This window comes from Frigoribacterium sp. CFBP9030, from assembly GCF_034045195.1.
GTDB lineage: Bacteria > Actinomycetota > Actinomycetes > Actinomycetales > Microbacteriaceae > Frigoribacterium.
In genome coordinates, this window is record NZ_JAXCWG010000014.1 from 46,506 (window position 1) to 68,788 (window position 22,283).

The window sequence follows — 22,283 nt, forward strand, 5'->3', positions numbered from 1 at the left end:
GCCGTGCCCCGCGCCGTCGCCGGCGGACGCCCCGCCTCCTCACTCCACGAAGCGCTGGCTGCCGATCACACCGAGCAGTCGCAGCTTCTCGGCGTCCGGCGACCCGGGGCGAGCGGTCAGGACGAGCAGGGTCTGCGACTGATCCTCCGTGAAGAGCGCCTGGCAGTCGACCTCGATGAGCCCGAGCTCGGGGTGCACGAGGGTCTTGCGGTCGTCGAAGCGCTGGTGCACCTCGTGCCGCCGCCACAGCGCGGCGAACTCGTCGCTCGCGTCCAGCAGCGCCTCCACGAGCTCGCGGGGTCGGCCGCCGCCGCCCGCCATGCTCAGGGCGGCACGCAGACCCGACGCCTGCAGCGCGAGCTGGTGCTCATGGTCGTCGGCGGGGTAGGAGGCGCGCTCGGCCGGATCGGTGAACCACCGGTAGAACGCGCTGCGGGCCAGCCCCTCGTGCCGACGCTGATCACCGAGCAGGGCCACCGCGAGCGGGTTCTGCGCCAACGTCTCGGCGAGGTCGCTCAGCACGAGCGCCGGGGTGTCGTCGAGCCGGTCGAGCACCCGCAGCAGAGCCGGGCTGACGTGCTCCCCGCCCCTGGTACGACGCGGCGGATGGTGCCCGGTCAGCCGGTAGAGGTGGTCGCGCTCGTCCAGACCGAGGCGCAGTCCGCGGGTCAGGGCTATCAGCATCTGCTCGGACGGCTGGGGCCCGCGCTGCTGCTCCAAGCGGGCGTAGTAGTCGGTCGACATGCCGACCAGCGCGGCGACCTCCTCCCGACGGAGACCGGCGGTGCGTCGACGCTCCCCGTCGGGCAGGCCGACGTCGGAGGGGCGGAGCGACTCGCGTCGGTGACGGAGGAAGTCGGCGAGCTCGGCACGGTCCATGCCGCCATGCTGTCAGCCCCGATGGCGCCCGACCAGGGAGCGTCGATCCCTGGACAGGCGCGCTCTGCCGGGCCGCGCCTCCTCGGGTGAGGGTGGTGTCACATCCACCACGAGAAGGAGCACCTCTTGAAGATCAGCGGCAACACCGTGTTCATCCCCGGCGGCACGTCGGGCATCGGTCTGGGGCTGGCGCTCCGGCTGCAGGCGGCGGGCAACACCGTCGTCGTGGCGGGCCGCCGTGCCGCGCTGCTCGACGAGATCGTGCGCGACCACCCCGGCATCGAGTCGATCGTGCTCGACACCACCGACCCCGAGGCCGTGGTCGCGGTCTCGCGCGAGGTGCAGCGGCGCTGGCCCGAGACGAACGTCGTCGTCGCGATGGCCGGCATCATGCTGCCGGAGGACGTCACGACCGCCGCGTTCGTCGAGACGGCCGAGGCGACGGTCACGACCAATCTGCTCGGGCCCATCCGACTGCTCGCCGCCTGGACCGAGCACCTGCAGGCGCGACCCGCGGCGGCGTTCGTCACGGTGTCGTCGGGGCTCGCGAGCGTGCCCCTGCCGCTGACGCCGACCTACAACGCGACGAAGGCGGCGATCCACTCGCTGAGCGAGGGCATCCGCGTCCAGTTCGCCGACACGTCGGTGCAGATCGTCGAGCTCGTGCCGCCGGCGGTGCAGACCACCCTGCTCGGTCAGCAGGACGACCCCTCGGCGATGCCGCTCGACGAGTACCTCGACGAGACGATGTTGCTGCTCGAGTCGCAGCCCGACGCCCACGAGATCCTCGTCGAGCGGGTCGGGTTCCTCCGTCACGCCGAGGCCGAGGGGCGCTACGCCGACGTGCTCGCGTTGCTGAGCGGCAGGCACTGAGCGACGTGCGCGGAGCGGCGCGCACTGAGCGGCGCGCACTGAGCGGCACGCACTGAGTGGTGTGCACGGATCGGCACGCCCACCGGGCCGCACCCGTAGTCTGTCGGCATGAGCGGATGGGGCGAATGGGGCACGGTGGTGCTCGCGGTGGTGGCCGTGGCCGTCTACGCGGCGATCGTGCTGAGCATCGTGCGGGCCGTCCGGCGACGAGCCGACACGACAGCGCTCGAGCAGACCATCTGGACCATCGCCGTCGTGCTGTTCCCGATCGGCGCCGGGGCCGTCTGGCTGCTGCTCGGGCCGCACCCGCTCGGCCTCCGCGTCGACCGAGAGCTCGACTGACCGCTCGGCCGGGAGCTCGACTGACCGCTCGACCGCGAGCTCGACCGGCAGCTCGGCCGAGACCGCGATCGACGCACGGCCCCGGCGGCCGACTGTCGGTGGCCCCGCCTACCGTGCCGACATGGACACCTCCGAGCTCGGACCCGTCGACACCTGCCGAGGAGGCGCGGGTCGACCCGCCGAAGCACCCTGCGATCACCCCGTGGTCGCCGGCAGCCCCGTCGCCCTCTGTGAATGCCATCTGGTCGTCGCGACCGAGTGGGCGGCTGCCCGCGCCGCCGTCGTCGACGGCGCGACCGACCTCCTGCCCTCGCCCTGCGCGGCCTGCGGGTCGCGGCTCGGCGTGCACTGGCCGTCGGGGTGGCTCTGCGCCGTGTGCGAGTGGCGGCAGGGTGACGTGCCCGACCATGACCTCGCGCCTCCTCGGGTCGACGTCGTCTACTACATCCGCTTCGACGACCGGATCAAGATCGGCACGACGGCCAACCCCCGGCAGCGTCTCGGGCGCCTCTGGCATCACGAGGTCCTCGCGTTCGAGCGCGGCGACCGGGGTGTCGAGCAGCGTCGCCACGAGCAGTTCGGGGCCTGGCGGTTCGGACGCACCGAGTGGTTCGCCGTCAACGAGATGCTCGATGTGCACGTGGCGACCCTCACCGCCGGCACGGACGACCCGTGGAGTCGACACGCCCGCTGGACGAGCGAGGCGCTCGCGCTGCAGGGCTGAGACGCGCAGGGCTGAGACGCTGCAGGGCTGAGACGCGCAGGGCTGAGACGCGCAGGAGTCACCCCCTCAGGTAGGCGTCGACGAACAGCGACCCGCGGATGACCCGCAGCTCGTCGAGCAGTCTCGGCACCGTCTGGCGGGTGAACCCCGACAGCTGCAGATCGTGGGGGCCGAGCATCGGCAACCTGCCCGTCCGCAGCCGGACGACCTGCCAGCCCGCTGCCCGCAGCGCCGCGTCCTTGCGGCGGTCGGCGACCTCGCGCCGGCCGACGTGCTCGAGTCCGTGCCGGCCGGTGGAGTCGTACTCGATCGCGACCCGCAGCTCGGAGAGGACGATGTCGGGCCACACCTCGACGTGGTCGAAGAACGGCCGACCGACCCGCACGGCGTTCAGGCCGGGTTCGAACTCGAGTCGGGCGGTCAGCTCGGCCCGCAGCTCGGCCTCCACCGCCGAGGCCGGTCTCGGCGCGCAGACGCTGACGAACGGGGTGCCGGTCGGCACGGCGGGGGTCCTGTCGCAGACCGGCTGGGAGGCACGGGTCGGCTTCGCCCGTCGAACCGCGGTCGGGCGCACAGGCGAATCGGCGCGCACGGGCGCGAGCTCGGCCGGCGGCGGCCCCGCCGTCTGCGCGACGCGAGGCGATCCGACCACCTGCGCCGCGCCTCCCAGGCTCGCCGCCTGCTCCCGTACGACGGCTGCCGGTGCCATCGGCGGTCGCATCGGCAGCGCCCGCGGCTTCGCCTGCTCGCTGCAGTCGGGGCACCACGACGAGCGGCGCCGTTCGCGCCCCGGTCGGTTCCGCTGCTCGTCGGGAGTGGCCACGAACAGGTGCCCGGCGTCGCACAGCCAGCAGAGGTACACGTCGGCGGCGGGCGGGATCTGACTGAGCACGATGCCGTCGTTGTGCTCGGGTCGGTACTGCCGCACGAGCACCGGGAACGACGCCCACGCCTCGCGGTACGCCCCCACCGCGTAGGGCACGGCGAGCCCGCGCGACGTCCGCCGTCGCGCCCACCAGCTGTCGATCGGCTCAGGCACGCTGCCACGCTAGAAGCGACCACCGACATCCGAGGCCACGCCGGTGGCCCCCCGCCGCCGTGCACCTCTACCATCGACCGGATGCCCTACACCGCGCCTCCCGACCTGCCCCGCTCCGAGATCGACGTGCACGCGCGGGGCTTCGTCAGGGTCCGCGGCGCCCGCGAGAACAACCTGCGGGCGGTCGACGTCGACGTGCCGCGCGACAGCATCGTGGCCTTCACGGGCGTCTCCGGCTCGGGCAAGTCGTCGCTCGCGTTCGGCACGATCTACGCCGAGGCGCAGCGCAGGTTCTTCGAGTCCGTCGCCCCTTATGCGCGTCGACTGATCGCGCAGGGCGGGTCGCCCCACGTCGACGAGATCACCGGTCTGCCCCCGGCCGTCGCCCTGCAGCAGCGCCGCGGGGCCCCGAGCTCGAGGTCGACCGTCGGCACCGTCACCACCCTCTCGAACTCCATGCGCATGCTGTTCTCGCGGGCGGGCACCTACCCCGCGGGCGCGGCGCGCCTCGAGTCGGACTCGTTCTCGCCCAACACGGCCGCGGGGGCCTGCCCGCGCTGCCACGGGCTGGGCGTCGCCCACGAGGTCACCGAGGCCTCCGCGGTGCACGATCCCGGTCTGAGCATCCGCGACGGAGCCATCACCGCCTGGCCGGGGGCGTGGCAGGGCAAGAACCTCCGCGACGTCACGGCCGGGCTCGGCTACGACATCGACCGCCCGTGGCGCGAGCTGCCGCAGGCCGACCGCGACTGGCTGCTCTACACCGAGGAGCAGCCCGTCGTCGAGGTCGTCCCGCAGCGCGATCGCGTCGCCAAGCCGTACAAGGGCCGGTTCTGGAGCGCCCGGGCGTTCGTGCTGCACACCCTCGCCGACTCGCAGAGCGAGACCCAGCGGACCAAGGTGCTGCGCTTCGTCGAGAGCGGACCCTGCACGCTCTGCGGCGGCAGCGGTCTCACGCGCGCGGCCCTCGCCGTCACGTTCGCCGGTCGCACGATCGCCGATCTGAACGCGCTGCCCCTGGCCGAGCTGGGCGAGGTGCTGCGCCCGACCGCGACCCTGACGTCGGCGACGGCGGCCGTGTCGAACGCGTCCTCCGGCGAGGTCACCGAGGTCGCCGTGACCCTGGCCGCCGACCTCCTGGCCCGAACGGCCGTCCTCGACGGTCTGGGGCTCGGCTATCTCAGCCTCGGGCGCGCCACTCCGACGCTCTCGCCCGGCGAGATGCAGCGCCTGCGCATCGCCACGCAGCTCCGCTCCGGTCTCTTCGGCGTGGTCTACGTGCTCGACGAGCCGAGCGCGGGTCTGCATCCGGCCGACGCCGAACCGCTGGTCGCCGTGCTCGAGGAGCTGCGTGAGAGCGGCAACTCGGTCTTCGTCGTCGAGCACGACATGAGCATCGTCCGTCGCGCCGACTGGGTCGTCGACGTCGGACCGGGTGCCGGCAGCGAAGGAGGCGCGGTGCTCTACAGCGGCCCGGTCGCCGGCCTCGCCGGGGTCGACCGCTCGGTGACGCGGAGGTTCCTCGACCCGGCGCCCGATCCCGCGTCCAGGGCGCGCCCGCGGCGTGAGCCCACCGGGGTCCTGGCGCTGCGAGGCGTGTCGCGGCACAACCTGCAGGGCGTCGACGTCGACGTGCCGCGCGGCGTCCTCACGGCGGTGACCGGCGTGTCCGGCTCCGGCAAGTCGACGCTGGTCGGCGGCGTCCTCGCCGAGACGGCCGTCGACCACGAGGGCGTGGACCGCGTGGTGCAGGTGGATCAGCGTCCGATCGGTCGCACGCCGCGCTCGAACCTGGCGACGTACACCGGGCTGTTCGACGCGGTGCGCTCGGTCTTCGCGGCGACCGACGAGGCGCGGGCCCGCGGCTACACGGCGGGGCGCTTCTCGTTCAACGTGGTGGGCGGCCGGTGCGAGGTCTGCCAGGGCGAGGGGGCCGTCTCGGTCGAGCTGCTCTTCCTCCCGGGCAGCTACGCGCCGTGCCCCGAGTGCCACGGCGCCCGGTACAACGCGGAGACCCTCGAGGTGGCCTGGAACGGTCGCAGCATCGCCGACGTCCTCGCGATGACCGTCACGGAGGCCGCCGCGTTCCTCGGCGAAGTGCCGGCCGCCTCCCGAGCCCTCGAGACCCTGCTGCAGGTGGGGCTCGGCTACCTGCGCCTCGGGCAGCCGGCGACCGAGCTCTCCGGCGGCGAGGCGCAGCGCATAAAGCTGTCGACCGAGCTGCAGCGCGCCCGCACGGGTCACACCCTGTATCTGCTCGACGAGCCGACCACGGGTCTGCACCCCGCCGACGTCGAACTGCTCGTGGCGCAGCTGCAGGGGCTGGTCGACGCGGGCAACACGGTGGTGGTCGTCGAGCATCACATGGGCGTCGTGGCGGCCTCCGATCACGTGGTCGACATGGGTCCGGCGGGCGGCGACGCCGGCGGCCGGGTCGTCGCGGTCGGCACCCCGGAGGAGGTCGCCGCCTCGTCCAAGAGCCGCACCGCCCCCTACCTCGCCGAGGCGATCGCCGGGCGCTGAGCGCCTCGTCGCCCGCGGGGGCCGCGCCGCGCCTTCTGCGGAACGCTTTTGTCCCGGTCGGCCCGGCGAGCCGCTCGGATATCACGCTCCCGCGGACGTACCATCCACGCATGACCGAGAATGCGAACCTGCTGTGGACGGCCGCCGACGCGCCTCCCGAGGGCGATCCGCATCGGTTCCGCTCGTCGTTCGTCGAGCCCACCCCCACCCCGGCGCCGTTCACGACGCCGACCCCGCAGGAGCTCCACCCCGTGTCCCAGACAGTCCTCCCGGAGGCGCGCGAGAGCATCGCCCCGCGCCCCGCCTCGATCCCCACCCACCGTGCCGACGTGCCCGCGCCGACCGTCGTCGAGAACGACGTGGCCGACTCCCGTCCGGCCAGCGCGCCCCGGCACTCGGTCGCCACCTCGGCGATCACCATCCCGGTCTTCGCCGTGCCCGTCGGCCCCGACCTGCCCCAGCCGCCCGAGCGTGTGACGCTCGACGACGACGTGCTCGCCCGACTGGTCACCAGGCGGTTCGACGACACCGCCACCGTCGACCTGATGGCCGTCGTCCAGGCCCAGATGCTCGCTCGACGTGCCGAGGCAGCCCGTTTCGCCCGCTGGGAGAACGAGATCAGCCGAGTCGGGACGGACGAGGCGGCACTCGTGCTCGAGCGCACCCGTCTGCGTTTCACCGGCGTCATCGACGTCATCGGAGGAGGCGCGGGTGCTGCAGGTGCGCCGGGTGCCGCCGCACCGGTCGCCCCCGATCTCGACGACAGCGACACCAATCTGATCCCGATCGTCACCCCGGAGGAGGTCGCGGCCGATCTGGCCGCCCGCCAGGAGACCGCCCGCATCGCCGAGCGCGAGCGGCTGGCCGCCGGGTCGACGGGGGAGACGGCGGCCGCTGCCGCTGCCACCACCTCGACCGGCTCCGCTCCGGCCGTCGTGCCGTCGTCGCCCGTCGCCTCCACCTCCGACGGCGCCTCGACCGGTGCCGTCGCCTCCACCGGTGCCGTCGCCTCCACCTCCGATGCAGCCCCCGCCTCCGACACCCCCGCCGTCGCCCCGTCCGCCGCGGGCGAGGGCCGTCTGGCGACCCTCCGTGCGTCGATCACCCGGGCCAACCCCGTGCTGACGATCTCGGCCGGTGCCGTCGTCGTCGTGGTCGCGCTCACCCTCGTGCTCGCTCTGGTCGCGGGGGAGTCGCTCGGCACGGCCGTCGTCGCCACCCTGGCCGTCCCGCTGATCGGCGCCCTCGCAGCCTTCGTCGGCGTCGTCGCGGTCTCGCGCCGCGCCGGCGACGCCGGGCTCGTCGACCGCCGCGGCCCCATCGCCGTCGTCGCGTCCGTCGTGATCGCCGCTGCGCTCGGCTTCGGCATCCTGTCGCCCGCCGCCGCCGCGCTCGGCTGGCAGGGTTACCTCGTCTCCGGCGTCGGCGCATCCGGTCCCGCCGCCGGGGTCGCCGTGGTGCTGGCGCTGCTCGTCGCCGCGGTGTCGGCGCTCGTCGTCGCCGTCCTGCTCACCGGGGTCCGCCGCTCCGCTCGCGACTAGGCTGACGGGGTGTCCACCCTCGCGTCCGTCTCCGCCGTCATCGAACGACTCTGGCCCCTCAGCGGGGCCGAGTCGTGGGACTCCCCGGGTCTCGTCGTCGGCGATCCCGAGCGGCCGGTGACGCACATCCACCTGGCAGTCGACGCCGTGCTCGACACCGCCGACGAGGCGATCGCCCTGGGCGCGGATCTCCTGCTCGTCCACCACCCGCTGCTCTTCCGAGGCGCACGCACGGTGTCCGAAGACACGACGAAGGGTGCGGTGATCGCTCGGCTGATCCGAGCCGGCTGCGCTCTGGTCGCAGCCCACACGAACGCCGACGTGGTCGAGACCGGCACCTCGAGGGTGCTCGCCCACCAGATCGGCCTCGTCGACCAGCGGCCGATCACGGCGGGCGGCAGCGAGACGACCGGGCTCGGCATCGTCGGCCGGCTGTCCGAGCCGATCCCGCTGGTGGCCCTCGCGACGCGACTCCGCGATGTGCTGCCGCCGACCGCCTCCGGCATCCGGGTCGCCGGTCACGCCGAGCATCTCGTCCAGACCGTCGCGCTCTGCGCCGGTGCGGGCGATTCGCTGCTCGACGACCCGTCAGTCCGCGCGGCCGACGTCTTCATCACCAGCGACCTGCGTCACCACCCCGCCTCCGACGCCCGCGAGCTCATGCTCCTCGGTCGCGGCCCGGCCCTGGTCGACATCTCGCACTGGGCGGCCGAATGGCTGTGGCTCGACACGGCCGCTGCCCAGCTCCGCGAGGCCCTCGACGACGTCGAGGTCACGCTGAGCGATCTGCGGACCGACCCGTGGGACTTCGCCGTCGTCCAGTGACGCCGACCCGCCCGCCGGCACCGCGCCTCCTCGGCACCTCCATCCCAGACCATCTGCACCGACACGAAGAAGGCCACGCATGCCGTTGACCGCCAGCCCCGACGACCAGGCCCTGCTGCTCGATCTCCAGAAGCTCGACACGACCCTGCAGCAGCTCGCCCACCGGGCCCGCAACCTGCCCGAGACCGCCGTCCTCGCCACGATCGACGGCGACGCCTCACGACTGCGCAGCCGTCTCGCCTCCGAGCAGGGCGCCCTCGAAGACGCCGAGGTCGAGCTGAAGCGCATCGAGTCCGACGTCGCCGTGGTGCAGGCGCGGGTCGCGCGTGACCAGCAGCGTCTCGCGTCGACGTCGTCGGTCAAAGACGTGCAGGCGCTCGAGGGCGAGCTGGCGGCGCTCTCGAAGCGGACCTCCGACCTCGAAGATCTGCAGATGGACGTCATGGAGCGCGTCGAGAGCCTCGGCGCCGTCGCCCGACTGACCCAGGGCGAGCTCGACCAGATCGACGGTCGGCGCGACGAGGCGACCACGTCGCGCGACGAGTCGCTGGCCGGTCTCGAGCGCGAGCGCGTGCAGGTGGCTGCCGACCGCGAGACCATCGCGGCCCGGGTGCCCGCCGACCTCCTGGCCCTCTACGAGCGCCAGCGCGAGCGCTACGGCGTGGGGGCGTCTCTGCTGCGCGGTGGCGTGTCGAGCGCCAGCGGGGTCACCCTCACCGGCAGCGATCTCGCCGCCGTGCGCGCCGCCTCGGCCTACGACGTGCTGCTCTGCCCCGACAGCGACGCCGTGCTGGTCCGCACTCAGGAGTCCGGCATCTGACCCGAGGGCCACGACGGCCGCGGTCGCCGCTAGGCTGGGTGCGCGAATGGGTCGGCAAGACGGTCGCGTCGGCACGGGTCCGCCCGTGCCGCCGAGGAACGTCCGGGCTCCACAGAGCAGGGCGGTGGGTAACACCCACCCGGGGTGACCCGCGAGACAGTGCAACAGAGAGCAGACCGCCACGGTCGTCGCCGCGAGGCGCGACCGGGGTAAGGGTGAAACGGTGGTGTAAGAGACCACCAGCGGTTCGGGTGACCGACCGGCTAGGTAAACCTCGCCCGGAGCAAGGTCAGACAGAGGGCGTCGAGGTTGCTCGCCGAGTCCTCGGGTAGACCGCTGGAGAGCTGCGGCAACGTAGTTCCGAGAGAGATGGCCGTCCACGGTGCGAGAGCATCGAGACAGAACCCGGCGTAGCAGCCGGCCCATTCGCACCACGTGACATGCCCTGCTTCAGGAGGCGCGCCTCCTGCAGCAGGGCATCGTCACGTCCGGTCGGCTGCCCGCACCGCCCCTGACGGTCGGTGCTGGCCGCGACCCGATGTGTGCCGAACCCGACCGCTCAGCCGGTGCTCCGTGTGCCGAACCCGACCGCTCAGCCGGTGCTCCGCGTGCCGAACCCGACCTGAGGCCCGCGACACGCCGTCTGCACGCGAACGCGAGCGGCGTGTCGACCTCCCCTGGTCGCGAATTGCACGCCCGGGGAGGGCGGTCGGGAGGCGCCGGGTCGGGAGGCACCTGGCGGGAGGCGCGACACCGCGAGGCGCGGGTCAGGAGGCGCGACCCCGGGAGGCGCGGGTCGCGAGAGGCGGGCGGGCTCAGGCCGCGGGGTCGGACGACGCCGCGAGGGCCGCGGCGCCCATGATGCCCGCGTTGTTGCGGAGCGTCGCCGGCACGATCTCGGCGCGGAGGTCGAGCAGCGGCAGGAACTCGGCGTGGTGCTTCGAGACTCCGCCGCCGACGATGATCAGGCGCGGGTAGAGCAGCGCCTCGAGGTGCGAGTAGTACTTCTGCAGACGCTTCGCCCAGTGCTTCCAGGTGAGGTCGTCGCGCTCCTTGGCGGCGAACGAGGCCTTCGTCTCGTAGTCCTTGCCGCCGATCTCGAGGTGCCCGAGCTCGGCGTTGACGATCAGGACGCCGTCGTTGATGAGCGCCGTGCCGATGCCGGTGCCGAGGGTCGTCATGATGACCAGACCCTTGATTCCGCGGGCCGCACCGAAGCGCGTCTCGGCGTAGCCGGCGGCGTCGGCGTCGTTCACGAAGTGGATGTCGCGGCCGAGGGTCTCCTCGAAGAGCTTCTCGGCCTCGAAGCCGATCCACTTCTTCGACACGTTCGCGGCCGAGAGGGTGGTGCCGTCCATGATCGCGGCGGGGAAGCACACGCCGACGGGCATCGAGTCGTCGTCGACCCCGAGCTCGTCGACGATCTGCTTGACGACCGCGACGATGTCGTCGGGCTCGCCGCCCTCGGGGGTCGGCTTCTTGATCCGGTCGGTGAGCAGCTCTCCCGACTCGAGATCGACGATCGCCCCCTTGATGCCGGTGCCGCCGATGTCGATGCCCACTGCCTTCTGTGCCACGGGTGGGTCCTTCCTAGAGGGGTCGAGAGGTGAGCGTCAGCTCAGGGTGAGGATGTCGGCACCGCGTTCGGTGACGACCAGGGTGTGCTCGAACTGGGCCGTGAGGCTCTTGTCGCGCGTGGTGACCGTCCAGTCGTCCGACCAGACGTCGGCCTCGATGCCGCCGAGGGTGAGCATCGGCTCGATCGTGAAGACCATGCCGACCTCCATGACGTCGTCGTACTGAGGTGCGTCGTAGTGGGGGATGATCAGGCCCGAGTGGAACGCCCGCCCGACGCCGTGCCCCGTGTAGTCGCGGACGACGCCGTAGCCGAAGCGTTTGGCGTACGACTCGATGGCGCGGCCGATCACATTGACCTCGCGGCCGGGGGCCACCGCCTTGATGCCCCGGCGGAGGGCCTCGCGGGTGCGCTCGACGAGGTCGACCGTCTCGGGTGCGCCCTCGCCGACGATGAACGTGCGGTTGAGATCGCCGTGCACCCCGTTCGCGAAGGCGGTGATGTCGATGTTGATCAGATCGCCCTCGACCAGCTCGGTGTCGTCGGGGATGCCGTGGCAGACGACCTCGTTCACCGAGGTGCAGACCGACTTGGGGAACCCCCGATAGCCGAGCGTCGACGGGTAGGCGTCGTGCGAGACGACGAACTCGTGCGCGATGCGGTCGAGCTCGTCGGTGGTGACGCCGGGGCGGAGGGCCGCCTCGACGGCGTCGATGGCCTGCGACGCGATGCGACCGCTCGCACGGATCAGCTCGACCGTCTCGGCGTCGTAGACGTCGCCGCCCGTGTAGGGGGCCGGCCCCTTCTTGCCCACGTACTCGGGGCGGGGGATGGACGCGGGGACCGGACGCTGCGCTGAGAGCCGGCCCGGAGTCAGGGTTCCGTTGCTGTCCCGGGGCATGGGGTCAAGCTTAGGGGGAGTGTCCGACGACGGGGCGCCTCCTTGCCGTCCCGCGCCCGACACGCGAGAATCGACGGCATGGTCGCCATCGTCATCGCCCTCATGGTCGTGGGCTCACTCGTCATCATCGCCGGCATCCTCGTGATGCTGCTGTCGCCGGTCGTCTCGGCGCTCCTCGCCCGACGCGCGGGTACGGCGGCCGGGCCGCGGCCGCAGGTCCGACCGCGGTCGGTCGGCGGGCGGTAGCCTCCACGCATGTCAGAGTTCTGGTTCAACACGAAGACGCACGAGGTCGAAGAGGGCAAGGTCTCGCCCGCGATCGACCGCGCCGGCCCCTACGCCACCCGCGAGGAGGCGGCGAAGGCGATCGAGACCATCAAGGCCCGCAACGCCCGACTCGACGCCGAAGAGGCCGCAGACGACTGATCGCCGTCGGCCCGGCGCCCCTCGCGACACCCGGCTCGTCCAGTAGCCTGGACGCCGAGCAGAAAGGCCGTGAATGGACAAGCAGAGAGACTTCGTTCTTCGAACGATCGAAGAGCGCGGCATCAAGTTCATCCGCCTCTGGTTCACCGACGTGATCGGCACCCTCAAGTCGGTGGCCATCGCCCCGGCCGAGGTCGAGGGCGCATTCGCCGAGGGCATCGGGTTCGACGGCTCCGCCATCGAGGGTCTCACCCGGTCGTACGAGGCCGACGTGCTCGCGCAGCCCGATCCGACCACGTTCCAGATCCTGCCCTGGCGGGGCGAGATCGACCCCACGGCGCGGATGTTCTGCGACATCACGACACCCGACGGCCAGCCCGCCGTCGCCGACCCCCGCAACGTCCTGAAGCGCACGCTGGCCCGCGCAGGAGACCGCGGCTTCACGTTCTACACGCACCCCGAGGTCGAGTTCTACCTCCTGAAGAGCGCCCAGATCGGCGAGCAGGGGCCGCAGCCCGTCGACTCGGCCGGTTACTTCGACAACGTCCCCGGGGGCACGGCGCACGACTTCAGGCGTCGCTCGGTCCGCATGCTCGAAGACCTCGGCATCTCGGTCGAGTTCAGCCACCACGAGGCGGGCCCCGGTCAGAACGAGATCGACCTCCGTTACGCCGACGCCCTGACGACGGCGGACAACATCATGACCTTCCGCACGGTCATCAAAGAGGTCGCCATCGAGCAGGGCGTCTACGCGACGTTCATGCCGAAGCCCTTCAGCCAGCACCCCGGTTCGGGAATGCACACCCACATGTCGCTCTTCGAGGGCGACTCGAACGCCTTCTACGAGGCGGGTGCCGAGTACCAGCTCTCGACCATCGGGCGTCAGTTCATCGCCGGTCTGCTCAAGCACGCTCCCGAGATCACGGCCGTGACGAACCAGTTCGTCAACAGCTACAAGCGTCTCTGGGGTGGCGACGAGGCCCCGAGCTTCGTCACCTGGGGGCACAACAATCGCTCCGCTCTGGTGCGCGTCCCGCTCTACAAGCCCAACAAGGGCAACTCGAGCCGGGTCGAGTACCGTGCGATCGACTCGGCGGCGAATCCGTACCTCGCCTTCTCGCTCATGCTGGCCGCCGGTCTCAAGGGCATCGAAGAGGGCTACGAGCTGCCCGCCGAGGCGGAGGACAACGTCTGGGGCATGAGCGACGCCGAGCGTCGCGCCCTCGGCTACAAGCAGCTCCCCGCCAGCCTCGACCACGCGCTGTCGATCATGGAGGACAGCGAGCTCGTCGCCGAGACCCTGGGCGAGCAGGTCTTCAACTACGTCCTGCTCAACAAGCGTCAGGAGTGGAAGGCCTACCGGGCACAGGTGACGCCGTTCGAGCTCAGCTCGAACCTCGAGATCCTCTGAGCCCACGACAGATGCCCCGTCCCGCCGCAGCTCTCTCCGAGCTGGCCCGACTGGGCTTCGCCGAGCTCGGCGAGGCGCGTGACCGCCTCGCCGAGCTCTCGTCGCGGGTCCCCGCGGTGGCCGAGCTGCTGCCCGCCTTCGCGAGCAGCGCCGACCCCGACTCCGCCCTGCTGCAGCTCGAACGTCTGGTCGACCGTGACAGGTCGGCGGTCGAGTCGCTGCTGACCGACGGCTACGGGCCCCGTCTCGTCGTCGTGCTGGGCGCCTCCTCGGGGCTCGGCGACTTCGTCGTGCGTCGCCCCGCCGAGCTCGAGGCGCTCCGCGATCCGCTCGTGCAGCCGCCGTCGGTGGGCGAGTACACCGCCGACCTGCTCGAGTCCGTCGGCGAGCGGGTCGGCGACGAGGCGCGTGTGGCCCTCAGGGTCCGCTATCGGCGGCACCTGCTGCGACTCGCGTCGTTCGACCTCGACTCGCCCGACCCGCTGGCGGTCCTGCCGGTCGTCGCCACCGCCCTCGCCGATCTCGCGGGTGCGGCGCTCGACGCGGGTCTCGCCGTCGCCCGTCGCGAGGTGGCGTTCCCCGCGGAGGACGTCGACCGCACCCGACTGGCCATCATCGGGATGGGCAAGGCGGGGGCGCGCGAGCTCAACTACCTGAGCGACGTGGACGTCGTCTACGTGGCCGAAGGCGCCGACGGCCTCGAGAACGGCCGCGCGGTCGAGATCGCCACCCGCCTGGCCGTGCACACCGTCCGTGTCGTCTCCGAGCTGTCCCTCGAGACCGAGCTCTGGGAGGTCGACGCGAACCTCCGACCGGAGGGCCAGGCCGGGGCGCTGGTCCGCACCCTCGAGTCGCACGTCGCCTACTACGAGCGGTGGGCGAAGGGGTGGGAGTTCCAGGCGCTGCTCAAGGCCCGGCCCCTCGCCGGCGACACCGAGCTGGGCGACCGGTACGTCGAACGCGTCGCGCCCTTCGTCTGGGCCGCCGCGTCGCGGGAGAACTTCGTCGAGTCGGTGCAGCGGATGCGCGAGCGCGTGACCGACCTGATCCCCGCCGACGAGGTCGACCGGCAGCTGAAGCTGGGCCCCGGGGGTCTCCGCGACATCGAGTTCACCATCCAGCTCCTCCAGCTCGTGCACGGTCAGGCCGACGACGGGGTGCGTCAGCGCGCGACTCTCGACGCGCTCGGGGCGCTGGCCCGTCGAGGATACGTCGGTCGCGCCGAGGCCGCCGAGTTCGACCGCGACTACCGCCTCCTGCGCCTCCTCGAGCACCGCATCCAGCTGTCCCGGCTGCGGCGCACCCACCTCATGCCGGTCGACGAGGGGGCGCTGCGCGTGCTCGCCCGCTCGTCGAGGCTGGGCGCCACGGCGGCCGAGCTGGTGACGACCTGGCACGACGTGCGTCGTCGCGTCCGCACCCTGCACGAGCGGCTCTTCTACCGGCCGCTGCTCTCGGCCGTCGCGGCGCGTCCCGAAGAGGAGCTCGCGCTCAGCAGCGACCAGGCGGCGGCGCGGCTCGCGGTGATCGGCTTCGTCGACCCCCGGGGTGCGCTCGGACACATCGCCGCGCTGACCGCGGGGGTGTCGCGACGGGCGAGCATCCAGCGCCACCTGCTGCCGGCGATGCTGCAGTGGTTCGCCGACGGCACCGACCCCGACCTCGGTCTGCTGGCCTTCCGGCGGTTGAGCGACGGCCTGGGCGAGTCGTACTGGTTCCTCCGCATGCTCCGCGACTCCTCCGGCGCGGCCCACCGGCTCACCACCGTGCTCTCGAGCTCCCGCTTCGTCGCCGATCTGCTCGACCGGATCCCCGAGGCGGCGGCCTGGTTCGAGAACGACCACGAGCTGCGGCCCCGACCCCTCGCCAGCCTGCTCGACGAGGCGCGGGCGACCGTCGCCCGGCACTCCTCCGTCGACGCCGCGGCGGCCGTGCTGCGGCAGTCCCGTCGGCGCGAGATCCTCCGTCTCGCCATGGGCGGCATCCTCGGCCTGCTGAGCATCGACGAGCTCGCTCGCGGACTCTCGGCGGTGACGACGGCCGCCATCTCGGGCACGCTCGCCCTCGCTCGCCGCGACGCCGGCGACCTCGAGTTCGCCGTCATCGCGATGGGTCGCTACGGCGGTGAAGAGCTGGGCTTCGGCTCGGACGCCGATGTCCTCTACGTCTACCGGGCCGAGGGAGACGACGGCACCGCGCACCGGCGTGCCCTGGCCGTGGTCGCCGAGCTGAACCGTCTGACCTCCGACGCCCTCGTCCCGCTCGACCTCGACACCGGGCTCCGCCCCGAGGGCAAGAACGGCACCGTCGCGCGCTCGTTGTCGTCGTATCGCGCCTACTACGCGCGCTGGTCGCTCACCTGGGAGGCCCAGTCGCTGCTGCGTGCGCGCCCGGTCGCCGGCGACGAGGGTCTGGCGGCCGAGTTCATGGCCGTCGCCGACGGTGTCCGGTACCCGGAGGCCATATCCGACCAGGAGGTGCGCGAGGTCAAGCGCATCAAGGCCCGTGTCGAGGCGGAGCGGCTCCCGAAGGGCGCCGAGCCGTCCCGTCACCTCAAGCTCGGGCGCGGATCGCTCAGCGACGTCGAGTGGTACGTGCAGCTCCTCCAGCTGCAGCATGCGCACGACACCCCGGGTCTGCGGACGCCGTCGACGCTGGAGGCGCTGGCAGCGGCCGCCGAGGCGGGTCTGCTGTCGAGCGACGACGCTCAGAAGCTGCGGGACGCCTGGACCATCGCCTCCCGGGCTCGCTCCGCCGTCGTGCTGTGGACGTCACGGACGTCCGACGTCCTGCCGACCGACCGGCGCCTCCTCGAGGGGGTCGCCCGGCTCATGGAGTACCCGCCGGGCTCCGCGACCCGGCTCGAAGAGGACTACCTGGCGGCGACCAGGCGGTCGCGGGCCGTCTTCGAACGCGGCTTCTACGGTCTCGACGAGACCCCCGAGCCCACCGGCTGAGTCCCGCTCGGCTGTCTGCCCCGCTCGGCCCTGCGCGAGCCCGCCCGAGCCCGCTCGAGTGCGCCGTCCTCCGACCGGCCCTGAACGGCAGGAGGCCCGCACCCCGAGAAGGTGAGCGGGCCTCGTGCGGTGCTCGGAGGTCAGACGCCGAAGTACAGCTCGAACTCGAACGGGTGGGGACGCTGCGCCATGGGCAGGATCTCCTTCTCGCGCTTGTAGGCGATCCAGGTCTCGATGAGGTCTTCCGTGAAGACGTTGCCCTTGGTGAGGAACTCGTGGTCGGCCTCGAGCGCGTCGAGCGCACCGTCGAGCGACGCGGGCACCTGGGGGATGCCCTTCGCCTCCTCGGGGGGCAGCTCGTAGAGGTCCTTGTCGACCGGCTCGTGCGGCTCGATGCGGTTCTGGATGCCGTCGAGGCCGGCCATCAGCTGAGCCGCGAACGCGAGGTACGGGTTCGAGGCGGCGTCGGGGACGCGGAACTCGATGCGCTTGGCCTTCGGATTCGTGCCGGTGATCGGGATGCGGATCGCGGCCGAGCGGTTGCCCGCCGAGTACACGAGGTTGACGGGGGCCTCGAAGCCGGGGATCAGACGGTGGTACGAGTTGATCGACGGGTTCGTGAAGGCCAGGACGGCGGGGGCGTGCTTGAGCAGGCCGCCGATGTACCAGCGGGCGAGGTCGGAGAGGCCGCCGTAGCCGTTCTCGTCGTAGAACAGGGGCTTGCCGTCGCTCCACAGCGACTGGTGCGTGTGCATGCCCGAGCCATTGTCGCCGAAGAGGGGCTTGGGCATGAAGGTCGCGACCTTGCCCCACATCTCGGCGGTGTTCTTGACGATGTACTTGAACTTCAGGATGTCGTCGGCCGCGTGGACCATCGTGTCGAACTTGTAGTTGATCTCCTGCTGACCGCCGGTGCCCACCTCGTGGTGCGCGCGCTCGAGCTCGAGGCCGGCGTCGATCAGCCGCAGGCTGATGTCGTCGCGGAGGTCGGCGGTCTTGTCGACCGGGCTGACCGGGAAGTACCCGCCCTTGTAGGCCGTCTTGTTGGCGAGGTTGCCGCCTTCTTCGACGCGACCGGTGTTCCAGGCGCCCTCTTCGCTGTCGACGCTGTAGAAGCTGGCGTTCTGCTTCACCTCGTAGCGGACGTCGTCGAAGATGTAGAACTCGGCTTCGGGGGCGAAGAACGCCGTGTCCGCGATGCCCGTCGACGCGAGGTACTTCTCGGCCTTCTTGGCCACCTGACGCGGGTCGCGGCTGTAGAGCTCGCCGTTGCGCGGGTTGAAGATGTCGAAGACGAGGATGAGCGTGCGCTCGGCACGGAACGGGTCGACGTATCCGGTCGTGACGTCGGGGATGAGCTGCATGTCCGACTCGTGGATGGAGGCGAAGCCACGGATGGACGATCCGTCGAAGAGCTGCCCGACGGAGAAGAACTCCTCGTCGACCGTGGAGGCGGGGATGTTGAAGTGCTGCTGGACACCGGGAAGATCGGTGAAGCGGATGTCAAGGAACTTGACGTCGGTGTCCTTGATGAACTTCAGCACCTCGGAAGAATCAGTGAACATACGAGATGTCTCTCCAATGGGCTTGACTGGAACGGATCGGCCACGGCTGCAGCCTGTACCGAGGGTATTGAGGGGCCGTTTCGCCGCAGTGTCCCTGATGTTTCCGGCATGTTACGGCTGCCCTGATCGGTAGGCTCATGGGCATGCCTCAGACCCCTCGAACACCGCCCGGCGGCCCCGACAGGGCAGGAGGCGCGGCGGGCGGACAACAGGCCTGGCCCGGTCGTCGACTCGGACTCCCCGAGAGCGGACCGCGGTCGATCGCGAGACTCGGGCGCCGCGTCGCCGCCATCGCGATCGACTGGGCTCTCGCCTACATCGTGGCCTTCGCGTTCTTCGGGGGCGAGGGCATCGCCATCACGATCGTCTTCGTCCTCGTGCAGATCGTCTTCCTGATCACGCTCGGCGGCACGATCGGTCATCTCGCCCTGCGGATGCGGGTGGTGCCGATGGCCGGCGGGTACCTCGGCCTCTGGCGCCCCGTCGTGCGGACTCTGCTGGTCGCCCTGGTGATCCCCGCCGTGGTCTTCGACCTCGACCAGCGCGGTCTCCACGACCGGATCGCCGGCACCGTGCTCGTCCGCGTCTGACCGTCCGGTCACGACGAAGCCGCCGCCGTTCCCGAGGGGGAGCGGCGGCGGCTTCGTGATCGCAGGAGGCGCGGGTCAGCGCGGTCGACCGGCGCGGGCCTTGAACGGGTCGACGCCCTTGGGGATGGGCAGGCCGTTCTGACCGAGCGACTGCAGGCGGTTGCCCACCGCCAGGACCTCGTTGCGGTTGATGGCCTTCTTCAGCTTGTTCATCCGACCGGCCAGCTTGTGCAGCGGCACGGCGTCCGAGTCGGGGCCCACGTGGAGGACCGTGATCGGGACGTTGGGGAGGACCCGGGCGACCTTGCGGCGCTCCTCGTCGACCAGGCGCTTCGTCTGGCCGGCCGCACCCTCGGCGATCAGCACGACTCCCGGCTTGCCGACCGCGCGGTAGACCGCGGCCTGGCTCCGGCCCTGGACGGCGACGGGCATCTCGTTGGCACGCCAGGCGCGGCGGAGGCCGCTCTTCATGACCGCGCCCACGGCGCCGGGCTGACCCTCGATCTGCGAGTAGGCCGCGCGCTCCGCACGACGACCGAGCACGAGCAGCAGCAGCAGGATGCCGAGCATGACGCCGACCACGATGTAGAGGACGAGCGCGAGGACGTTCCCCTCGGAGAGCAGGATGCCCGCGGCCACACCGAGCAGGATCGGGACGATCAGCACCGCCAGCATCAGCGGCAGCGCCGTCTTGTCGATCCGGCGGGTCATCTGGAAGACCTGCCACATCTGCTTGAAACGGCCCGGTTCCTTGGGCGGTTTCGGGGTCGTGTTCTCCGGAGACTTACGTGCCATGCTCACAGGATACGGGTTCGCCCGCCGTCACGAGTCCTCCCCGAGACCGCCGTCCGCGAACGCGTCCCCAGACGGCCGCCGGCTCCGCCGTCCCCGTGCCGGCGTGCACGACTCTCGAGTCATGTCGAGCACCCGTGTCGGGCCCTACGAGGCCGAGCCCGTCGACGGGCCTCCGCCGTTCCGGTGGTGGACCTCGACGTGGTCGTCGGGCGAGCCCGTGCTGCTCCGCGCCTCCCCCTCCTCGACCCGTGAGGCCCTCGTCGAGGCAGCGGCCCTGTGCTGCGCCGACCACCCCCATGTGGTCGAGGTGCTCGATGTCTTCCACTTCGACGGTCGACCGGTCGTGGTGACCCGGGGTGTCCCGTCGATCCGGCTCGACGCCTGGCTCGCGGGCCGCGGGGCGCTCGCGCGCGGCGAGGCCGTCACCCTCGTCGTGCCCCTGGCCTCCGCACTCGGGCACCTGGCCGCTCGGGGCGTGGTCCCCGCGGTGCTGCCGCCTCACTGCATCGGGATCGACGATCGCGGTGCACCGGTCATCATCGGTCTGAGCTCCGGCGACGTCGCGGTCTCGACCGCGCCGCCGGATGCCCTCTCCGGCACGCTCTCGACCGCGGCTCTCGCCGGCCACCCCGGGGTGGCCGATCTCTGGTCGCTGGTCGTCGACCGCCTCGACGACGAGTCGTGCCGGGGCGTGCCGCCGACCACTCCCGACGAGCTGCTCGAGTGGGCTCATGACCTCGGCGAGCCCCGGCCGTTGCCGACGGTGTTCCTCACCCCATCGGTCGGTGCGGTGGGGGAGCAGTCGACGGCGACCCTGCGGGCGGCGCCCCGCGAGACACCCGCCTGGCTGGCCGTGCTGCCCGAGAGCGCCCTGATCGACCGGGCCCTCGCGTGGTGGCACGATCGACCGCGGGCTCCGCTGCGGGATCGACTCCGAGTCGTCCGCCCACGCTTCTGGGTCGTGGCCGGCGTGCTCGTCCTGTCTCTCGTGGGGGCGTCCCTCCTCTCTCCGAGGGAGGATGCCGCGACGGACGCCGACGGGCTTCCCCGCCCGTCGACGTCCCCGCTGCGGGCGGATGCGTCGGGAGGGCCGCCGCCGGGCATGTCGCCGACCGCCACGCCCTCCGCCGAGGAGGCCGTGCTGCGAGGTGACGACGCAGCAGCCGCGACGGCCGTCCTGCTGGAGGCACGGGTCGAGTGCCTGAGAGACCCCACCCCCTCCTGCATCGCCGCGGTCGACCACCACGGGTCACCCCTCGCCCGGTCGGATTCGGCACTGGTCGACGACCCCGCCGCCACCGCCCAGGCGCTCCTGCCGACCCGCCTGGGCCCGGAGACCCAGCGTCTCGGCGAGAGCGTGCTGTTCGAAGCTCACACCGCGGACGACGAACCGGCCTCGGTCCTCGTGGTGAGGACCGAGGCCGGTTGGCGGCTTCGCGAGATCATCGCCCGTCAGTGACGGGCTGCGGATCAGATGCCGAGCTTCGCGGTGAAGTCGCCGGCCTCGAGGCGGTCCTTGACGGCGACCAGGAATCGCGCAGCGTCGGCACCGTCGACGATGCGGTGGTCGTACGACAGGGCCAGGTACACCATCGAGCGGACGGCGATCGCCTCGCCACCGTCGGTCTTGACGACCACGGGGCGCTTGACGACGATGCCTGTACCGAGGATGGCGACCTGAGGCAGGAACACCACCGGCGTGTCGAACAGCGCGCCCCGCGAACCCGTGTTCGTCACGGTGAAGGTGCCACCGGCCAGCTCGTCGGGCTTCAGCTTGTTGTCGCGGGTCCGCTGCGCGAGATCGGCGATCTGGGCGGCGATGCCGGCCAGGTCGAGATCGGCGGCGTTCTTGATGACCGGAGTCAGGAGACCCCGTTCGGTGTCGACCGCCATGCTGATGTTCTCGTGGTCGGGGTAGACGATCGAGTCACCGTCCACCGTCGCGTTGAGCTTCGGGTGAGCCTGGAGGGCCTCCGCCGCCGCGAGGGTGAAGAACGGCAGGAAGGACAGCTTGTTGCCGGTCTTCTCCAGGAAGGCGGCCTTGTTCGCGTCGCGGAACGACGCCACCTTGGTGACGTCGACCTCGACGACGCTGGTCAGCTGGGCCATGGCCTGCATCGACTGCACGGCGCGCTCGGCGACGACCTTGCGGAGTCGCGTCATCGGGACGGTCGTTCCACGGAGGGGCGAGATCTCGAGGGGCGCCGGCGCTGCGCTCGTCGACGCCGTGCTCGACTCGGCGGTCTTCGCGGACGCGGCCTCAGCGGCTGAGAGGACGTCCTCCTTGCGGATGCGCCCGCCGACACCGCTGCCCGAGAGGGACGACAGGTCGACGCCCTTCTCGTTCGCGAGCTTGCGGACCAGAGGCGTGACGTAGCCCGCGGTCGAACCGGAGTCCGACGACGGGGCGGCGGCGGGTGCCGCGGCAGCGGGAGCAGCAGCGGCCGGCGCGGCTGCGGCCGGCGCGGCGGGAGCCGACGGCGCTGCGGCGGGGAC

The 22,283-nt window shown here is 71.8% G+C and carries 20 protein-coding genes and 1 other RNA gene; 14 read left to right on the top strand and 7 right to left on the bottom strand.

All coding sequences use genetic code 11. The annotated features are described in order from the left end of the window. Positions 1–39: 39 nt before the first annotated feature. Positions 40–879, bottom strand: coding sequence for a helix-turn-helix transcriptional regulator (locus SOM13_RS13350; RefSeq protein ID WP_243214054.1), 840 nt, complete (start codon positions 877–879; stop codon positions 40–42). A 126-nt stretch (positions 880–1,005) separates the two neighbouring features. Here SOM13_RS13350 and SOM13_RS13355 point away from each other — a divergent pair, with 126 nt between their 5' ends. The 3 genes from SOM13_RS13355 (at position 1,006) to SOM13_RS13365 (ending at position 2,818) form a co-directional block, all read left to right on the top strand. Next, the gene (locus SOM13_RS13355) at positions 1,006–1,752 is read left to right on the top strand and encodes an SDR family oxidoreductase (RefSeq protein WP_320479991.1); all 747 of its coding nucleotides are present in this window, start codon (positions 1,006–1,008) and stop codon (positions 1,750–1,752) included. 108 nt (positions 1,753–1,860) lie between these two features. Further along, on the top strand, positions 1,861–2,094 hold the full coding sequence (locus SOM13_RS13360) for a hypothetical protein (protein WP_320479992.1): 234 nt from the start codon (positions 1,861–1,863) through the stop codon (positions 2,092–2,094). Between the two features lie 121 nt (positions 2,095–2,215). Next, entirely contained in the window at positions 2,216–2,818 is a 603-nt protein-coding gene (locus tag SOM13_RS13365) for a GIY-YIG nuclease family protein (protein ID WP_320479993.1), read from the top strand. A 58-nt stretch (positions 2,819–2,876) separates the two neighbouring features. Here the strand turns inward: SOM13_RS13365 and SOM13_RS13370 are convergent, their stop codons facing one another. Further along, complete coding sequence (locus SOM13_RS13370) at positions 2,877–3,857, bottom strand: hypothetical protein (RefSeq protein ID WP_320479994.1); 981 nt, start codon at positions 3,855–3,857, stop codon at positions 2,877–2,879. Positions 3,858–3,938: 81 nt separating this feature from the next. Here SOM13_RS13370 and SOM13_RS13375 point away from each other — a divergent pair, with 81 nt between their 5' ends. The 5 genes from SOM13_RS13375 (at position 3,939) to rnpB (ending at position 9,995) form a co-directional block, all read left to right on the top strand. Continuing rightward, positions 3,939–6,380 (top strand): excinuclease ABC subunit UvrA, encoded by a 2,442-nt coding sequence (locus SOM13_RS13375; protein ID WP_320479995.1) that lies wholly within the window; start codon positions 3,939–3,941, stop codon positions 6,378–6,380. 110 nt (positions 6,381–6,490) lie between these two features. Further along, the gene (locus SOM13_RS13380) at positions 6,491–7,921 is read left to right on the top strand and encodes a hypothetical protein (protein WP_320479996.1); all 1,431 of its coding nucleotides are present in this window, start codon (positions 6,491–6,493) and stop codon (positions 7,919–7,921) included. Positions 7,922–7,930: 9 nt separating this feature from the next. Beyond that, positions 7,931–8,746, top strand: a complete 816-nt coding sequence (locus tag SOM13_RS13385; RefSeq protein WP_320479997.1) for a Nif3-like dinuclear metal center hexameric protein — start codon at positions 7,931–7,933, stop codon at positions 8,744–8,746. A 79-nt stretch (positions 8,747–8,825) separates the two neighbouring features. Continuing rightward, positions 8,826–9,566 carry a zinc ribbon domain-containing protein gene (locus SOM13_RS13390; protein ID WP_320479998.1) on the top strand — a complete coding sequence of 247 codons (741 nt, stop codon included), beginning with the start codon at positions 8,826–8,828 and terminating at the stop codon, positions 9,564–9,566. A gap of 47 nt (positions 9,567–9,613) precedes the next feature. Continuing rightward, positions 9,614–9,995: RNase P RNA component class A (gene rnpB, locus SOM13_RS13395), an RNA gene on the top strand. Between the two features lie 386 nt (positions 9,996–10,381). On the opposite strand, the gene ppgK is transcribed toward rnpB, so the two are convergent. Both ppgK and map read right to left on the bottom strand, forming a co-directional pair. Beyond that, a complete protein-coding gene (ppgK, locus tag SOM13_RS13400; RefSeq protein ID WP_320479999.1) occupies positions 10,382–11,143 on the bottom strand; it encodes a polyphosphate--glucose phosphotransferase in 762 nt (253 codons plus the stop codon). Positions 11,144–11,179: 36 nt separating this feature from the next. Continuing rightward, positions 11,180–12,043 (bottom strand): type I methionyl aminopeptidase, encoded by an 864-nt coding sequence (gene map, locus SOM13_RS13405; RefSeq protein WP_320480000.1) that lies wholly within the window; start codon positions 12,041–12,043, stop codon positions 11,180–11,182. Between the two features lie 78 nt (positions 12,044–12,121). Between map and SOM13_RS13410 the strand changes: the two genes are divergently transcribed. From SOM13_RS13410 to SOM13_RS13425, 4 genes are all read left to right on the top strand, one after another. Beyond that, positions 12,122–12,289 (top strand): hypothetical protein, encoded by a 168-nt coding sequence (locus SOM13_RS13410; protein ID WP_320477145.1) that lies wholly within the window; start codon positions 12,122–12,124, stop codon positions 12,287–12,289. A gap of 9 nt (positions 12,290–12,298) precedes the next feature. Continuing rightward, positions 12,299–12,469, top strand: a complete 171-nt coding sequence (locus SOM13_RS13415; RefSeq protein WP_192060250.1) for an SPOR domain-containing protein — start codon at positions 12,299–12,301, stop codon at positions 12,467–12,469. A 73-nt stretch (positions 12,470–12,542) separates the two neighbouring features. Then, on the top strand, positions 12,543–13,880 hold the full coding sequence (locus tag SOM13_RS13420) for a glutamine synthetase family protein (RefSeq protein WP_192060251.1): 1,338 nt from the start codon (positions 12,543–12,545) through the stop codon (positions 13,878–13,880). 11 nt (positions 13,881–13,891) lie between these two features. Continuing rightward, positions 13,892–16,837, top strand: coding sequence for a bifunctional [glutamine synthetase] adenylyltransferase/[glutamine synthetase]-adenylyl-L-tyrosine phosphorylase (locus tag SOM13_RS13425; RefSeq protein ID WP_320477146.1), 2,946 nt, complete (start codon positions 13,892–13,894; stop codon positions 16,835–16,837). 140 nt (positions 16,838–16,977) lie between these two features. On the opposite strand, the gene glnA is transcribed toward SOM13_RS13425, so the two are convergent. Continuing rightward, entirely contained in the window at positions 16,978–18,402 is a 1,425-nt protein-coding gene (gene glnA / locus SOM13_RS13430; protein ID WP_192060253.1) for a type I glutamate--ammonia ligase, read from the bottom strand. 143 nt (positions 18,403–18,545) lie between these two features. On the opposite strand from glnA, the gene SOM13_RS13435 reads away from it, so the two are divergent. Beyond that, positions 18,546–18,992 carry an RDD family protein gene (locus tag SOM13_RS13435; protein WP_192060254.1) on the top strand — a complete coding sequence of 149 codons (447 nt, stop codon included), beginning with the start codon at positions 18,546–18,548 and terminating at the stop codon, positions 18,990–18,992. Positions 18,993–19,067: 75 nt separating this feature from the next. Here the strand turns inward: SOM13_RS13435 and SOM13_RS13440 are convergent, their stop codons facing one another. Next, positions 19,068–19,787 carry a DUF4191 domain-containing protein gene (locus SOM13_RS13440; RefSeq protein ID WP_192060255.1) on the bottom strand — a complete coding sequence of 240 codons (720 nt, stop codon included), beginning with the start codon at positions 19,785–19,787 and terminating at the stop codon, positions 19,068–19,070. Positions 19,788–19,908: 121 nt separating this feature from the next. Between SOM13_RS13440 and SOM13_RS13445 the strand changes: the two genes are divergently transcribed. Then, entirely contained in the window at positions 19,909–21,246 is a 1,338-nt protein-coding gene (locus SOM13_RS13445) for a hypothetical protein (RefSeq protein WP_320480001.1), read from the top strand. 11 nt (positions 21,247–21,257) lie between these two features. Here the strand turns inward: SOM13_RS13445 and sucB are convergent. After that, positions 21,258–22,283 (bottom strand): 2-oxoglutarate dehydrogenase, E2 component, dihydrolipoamide succinyltransferase (gene sucB, locus SOM13_RS13450; RefSeq protein WP_320480002.1); only part of this gene is annotated, 1,026 nt, incomplete at its 5' end.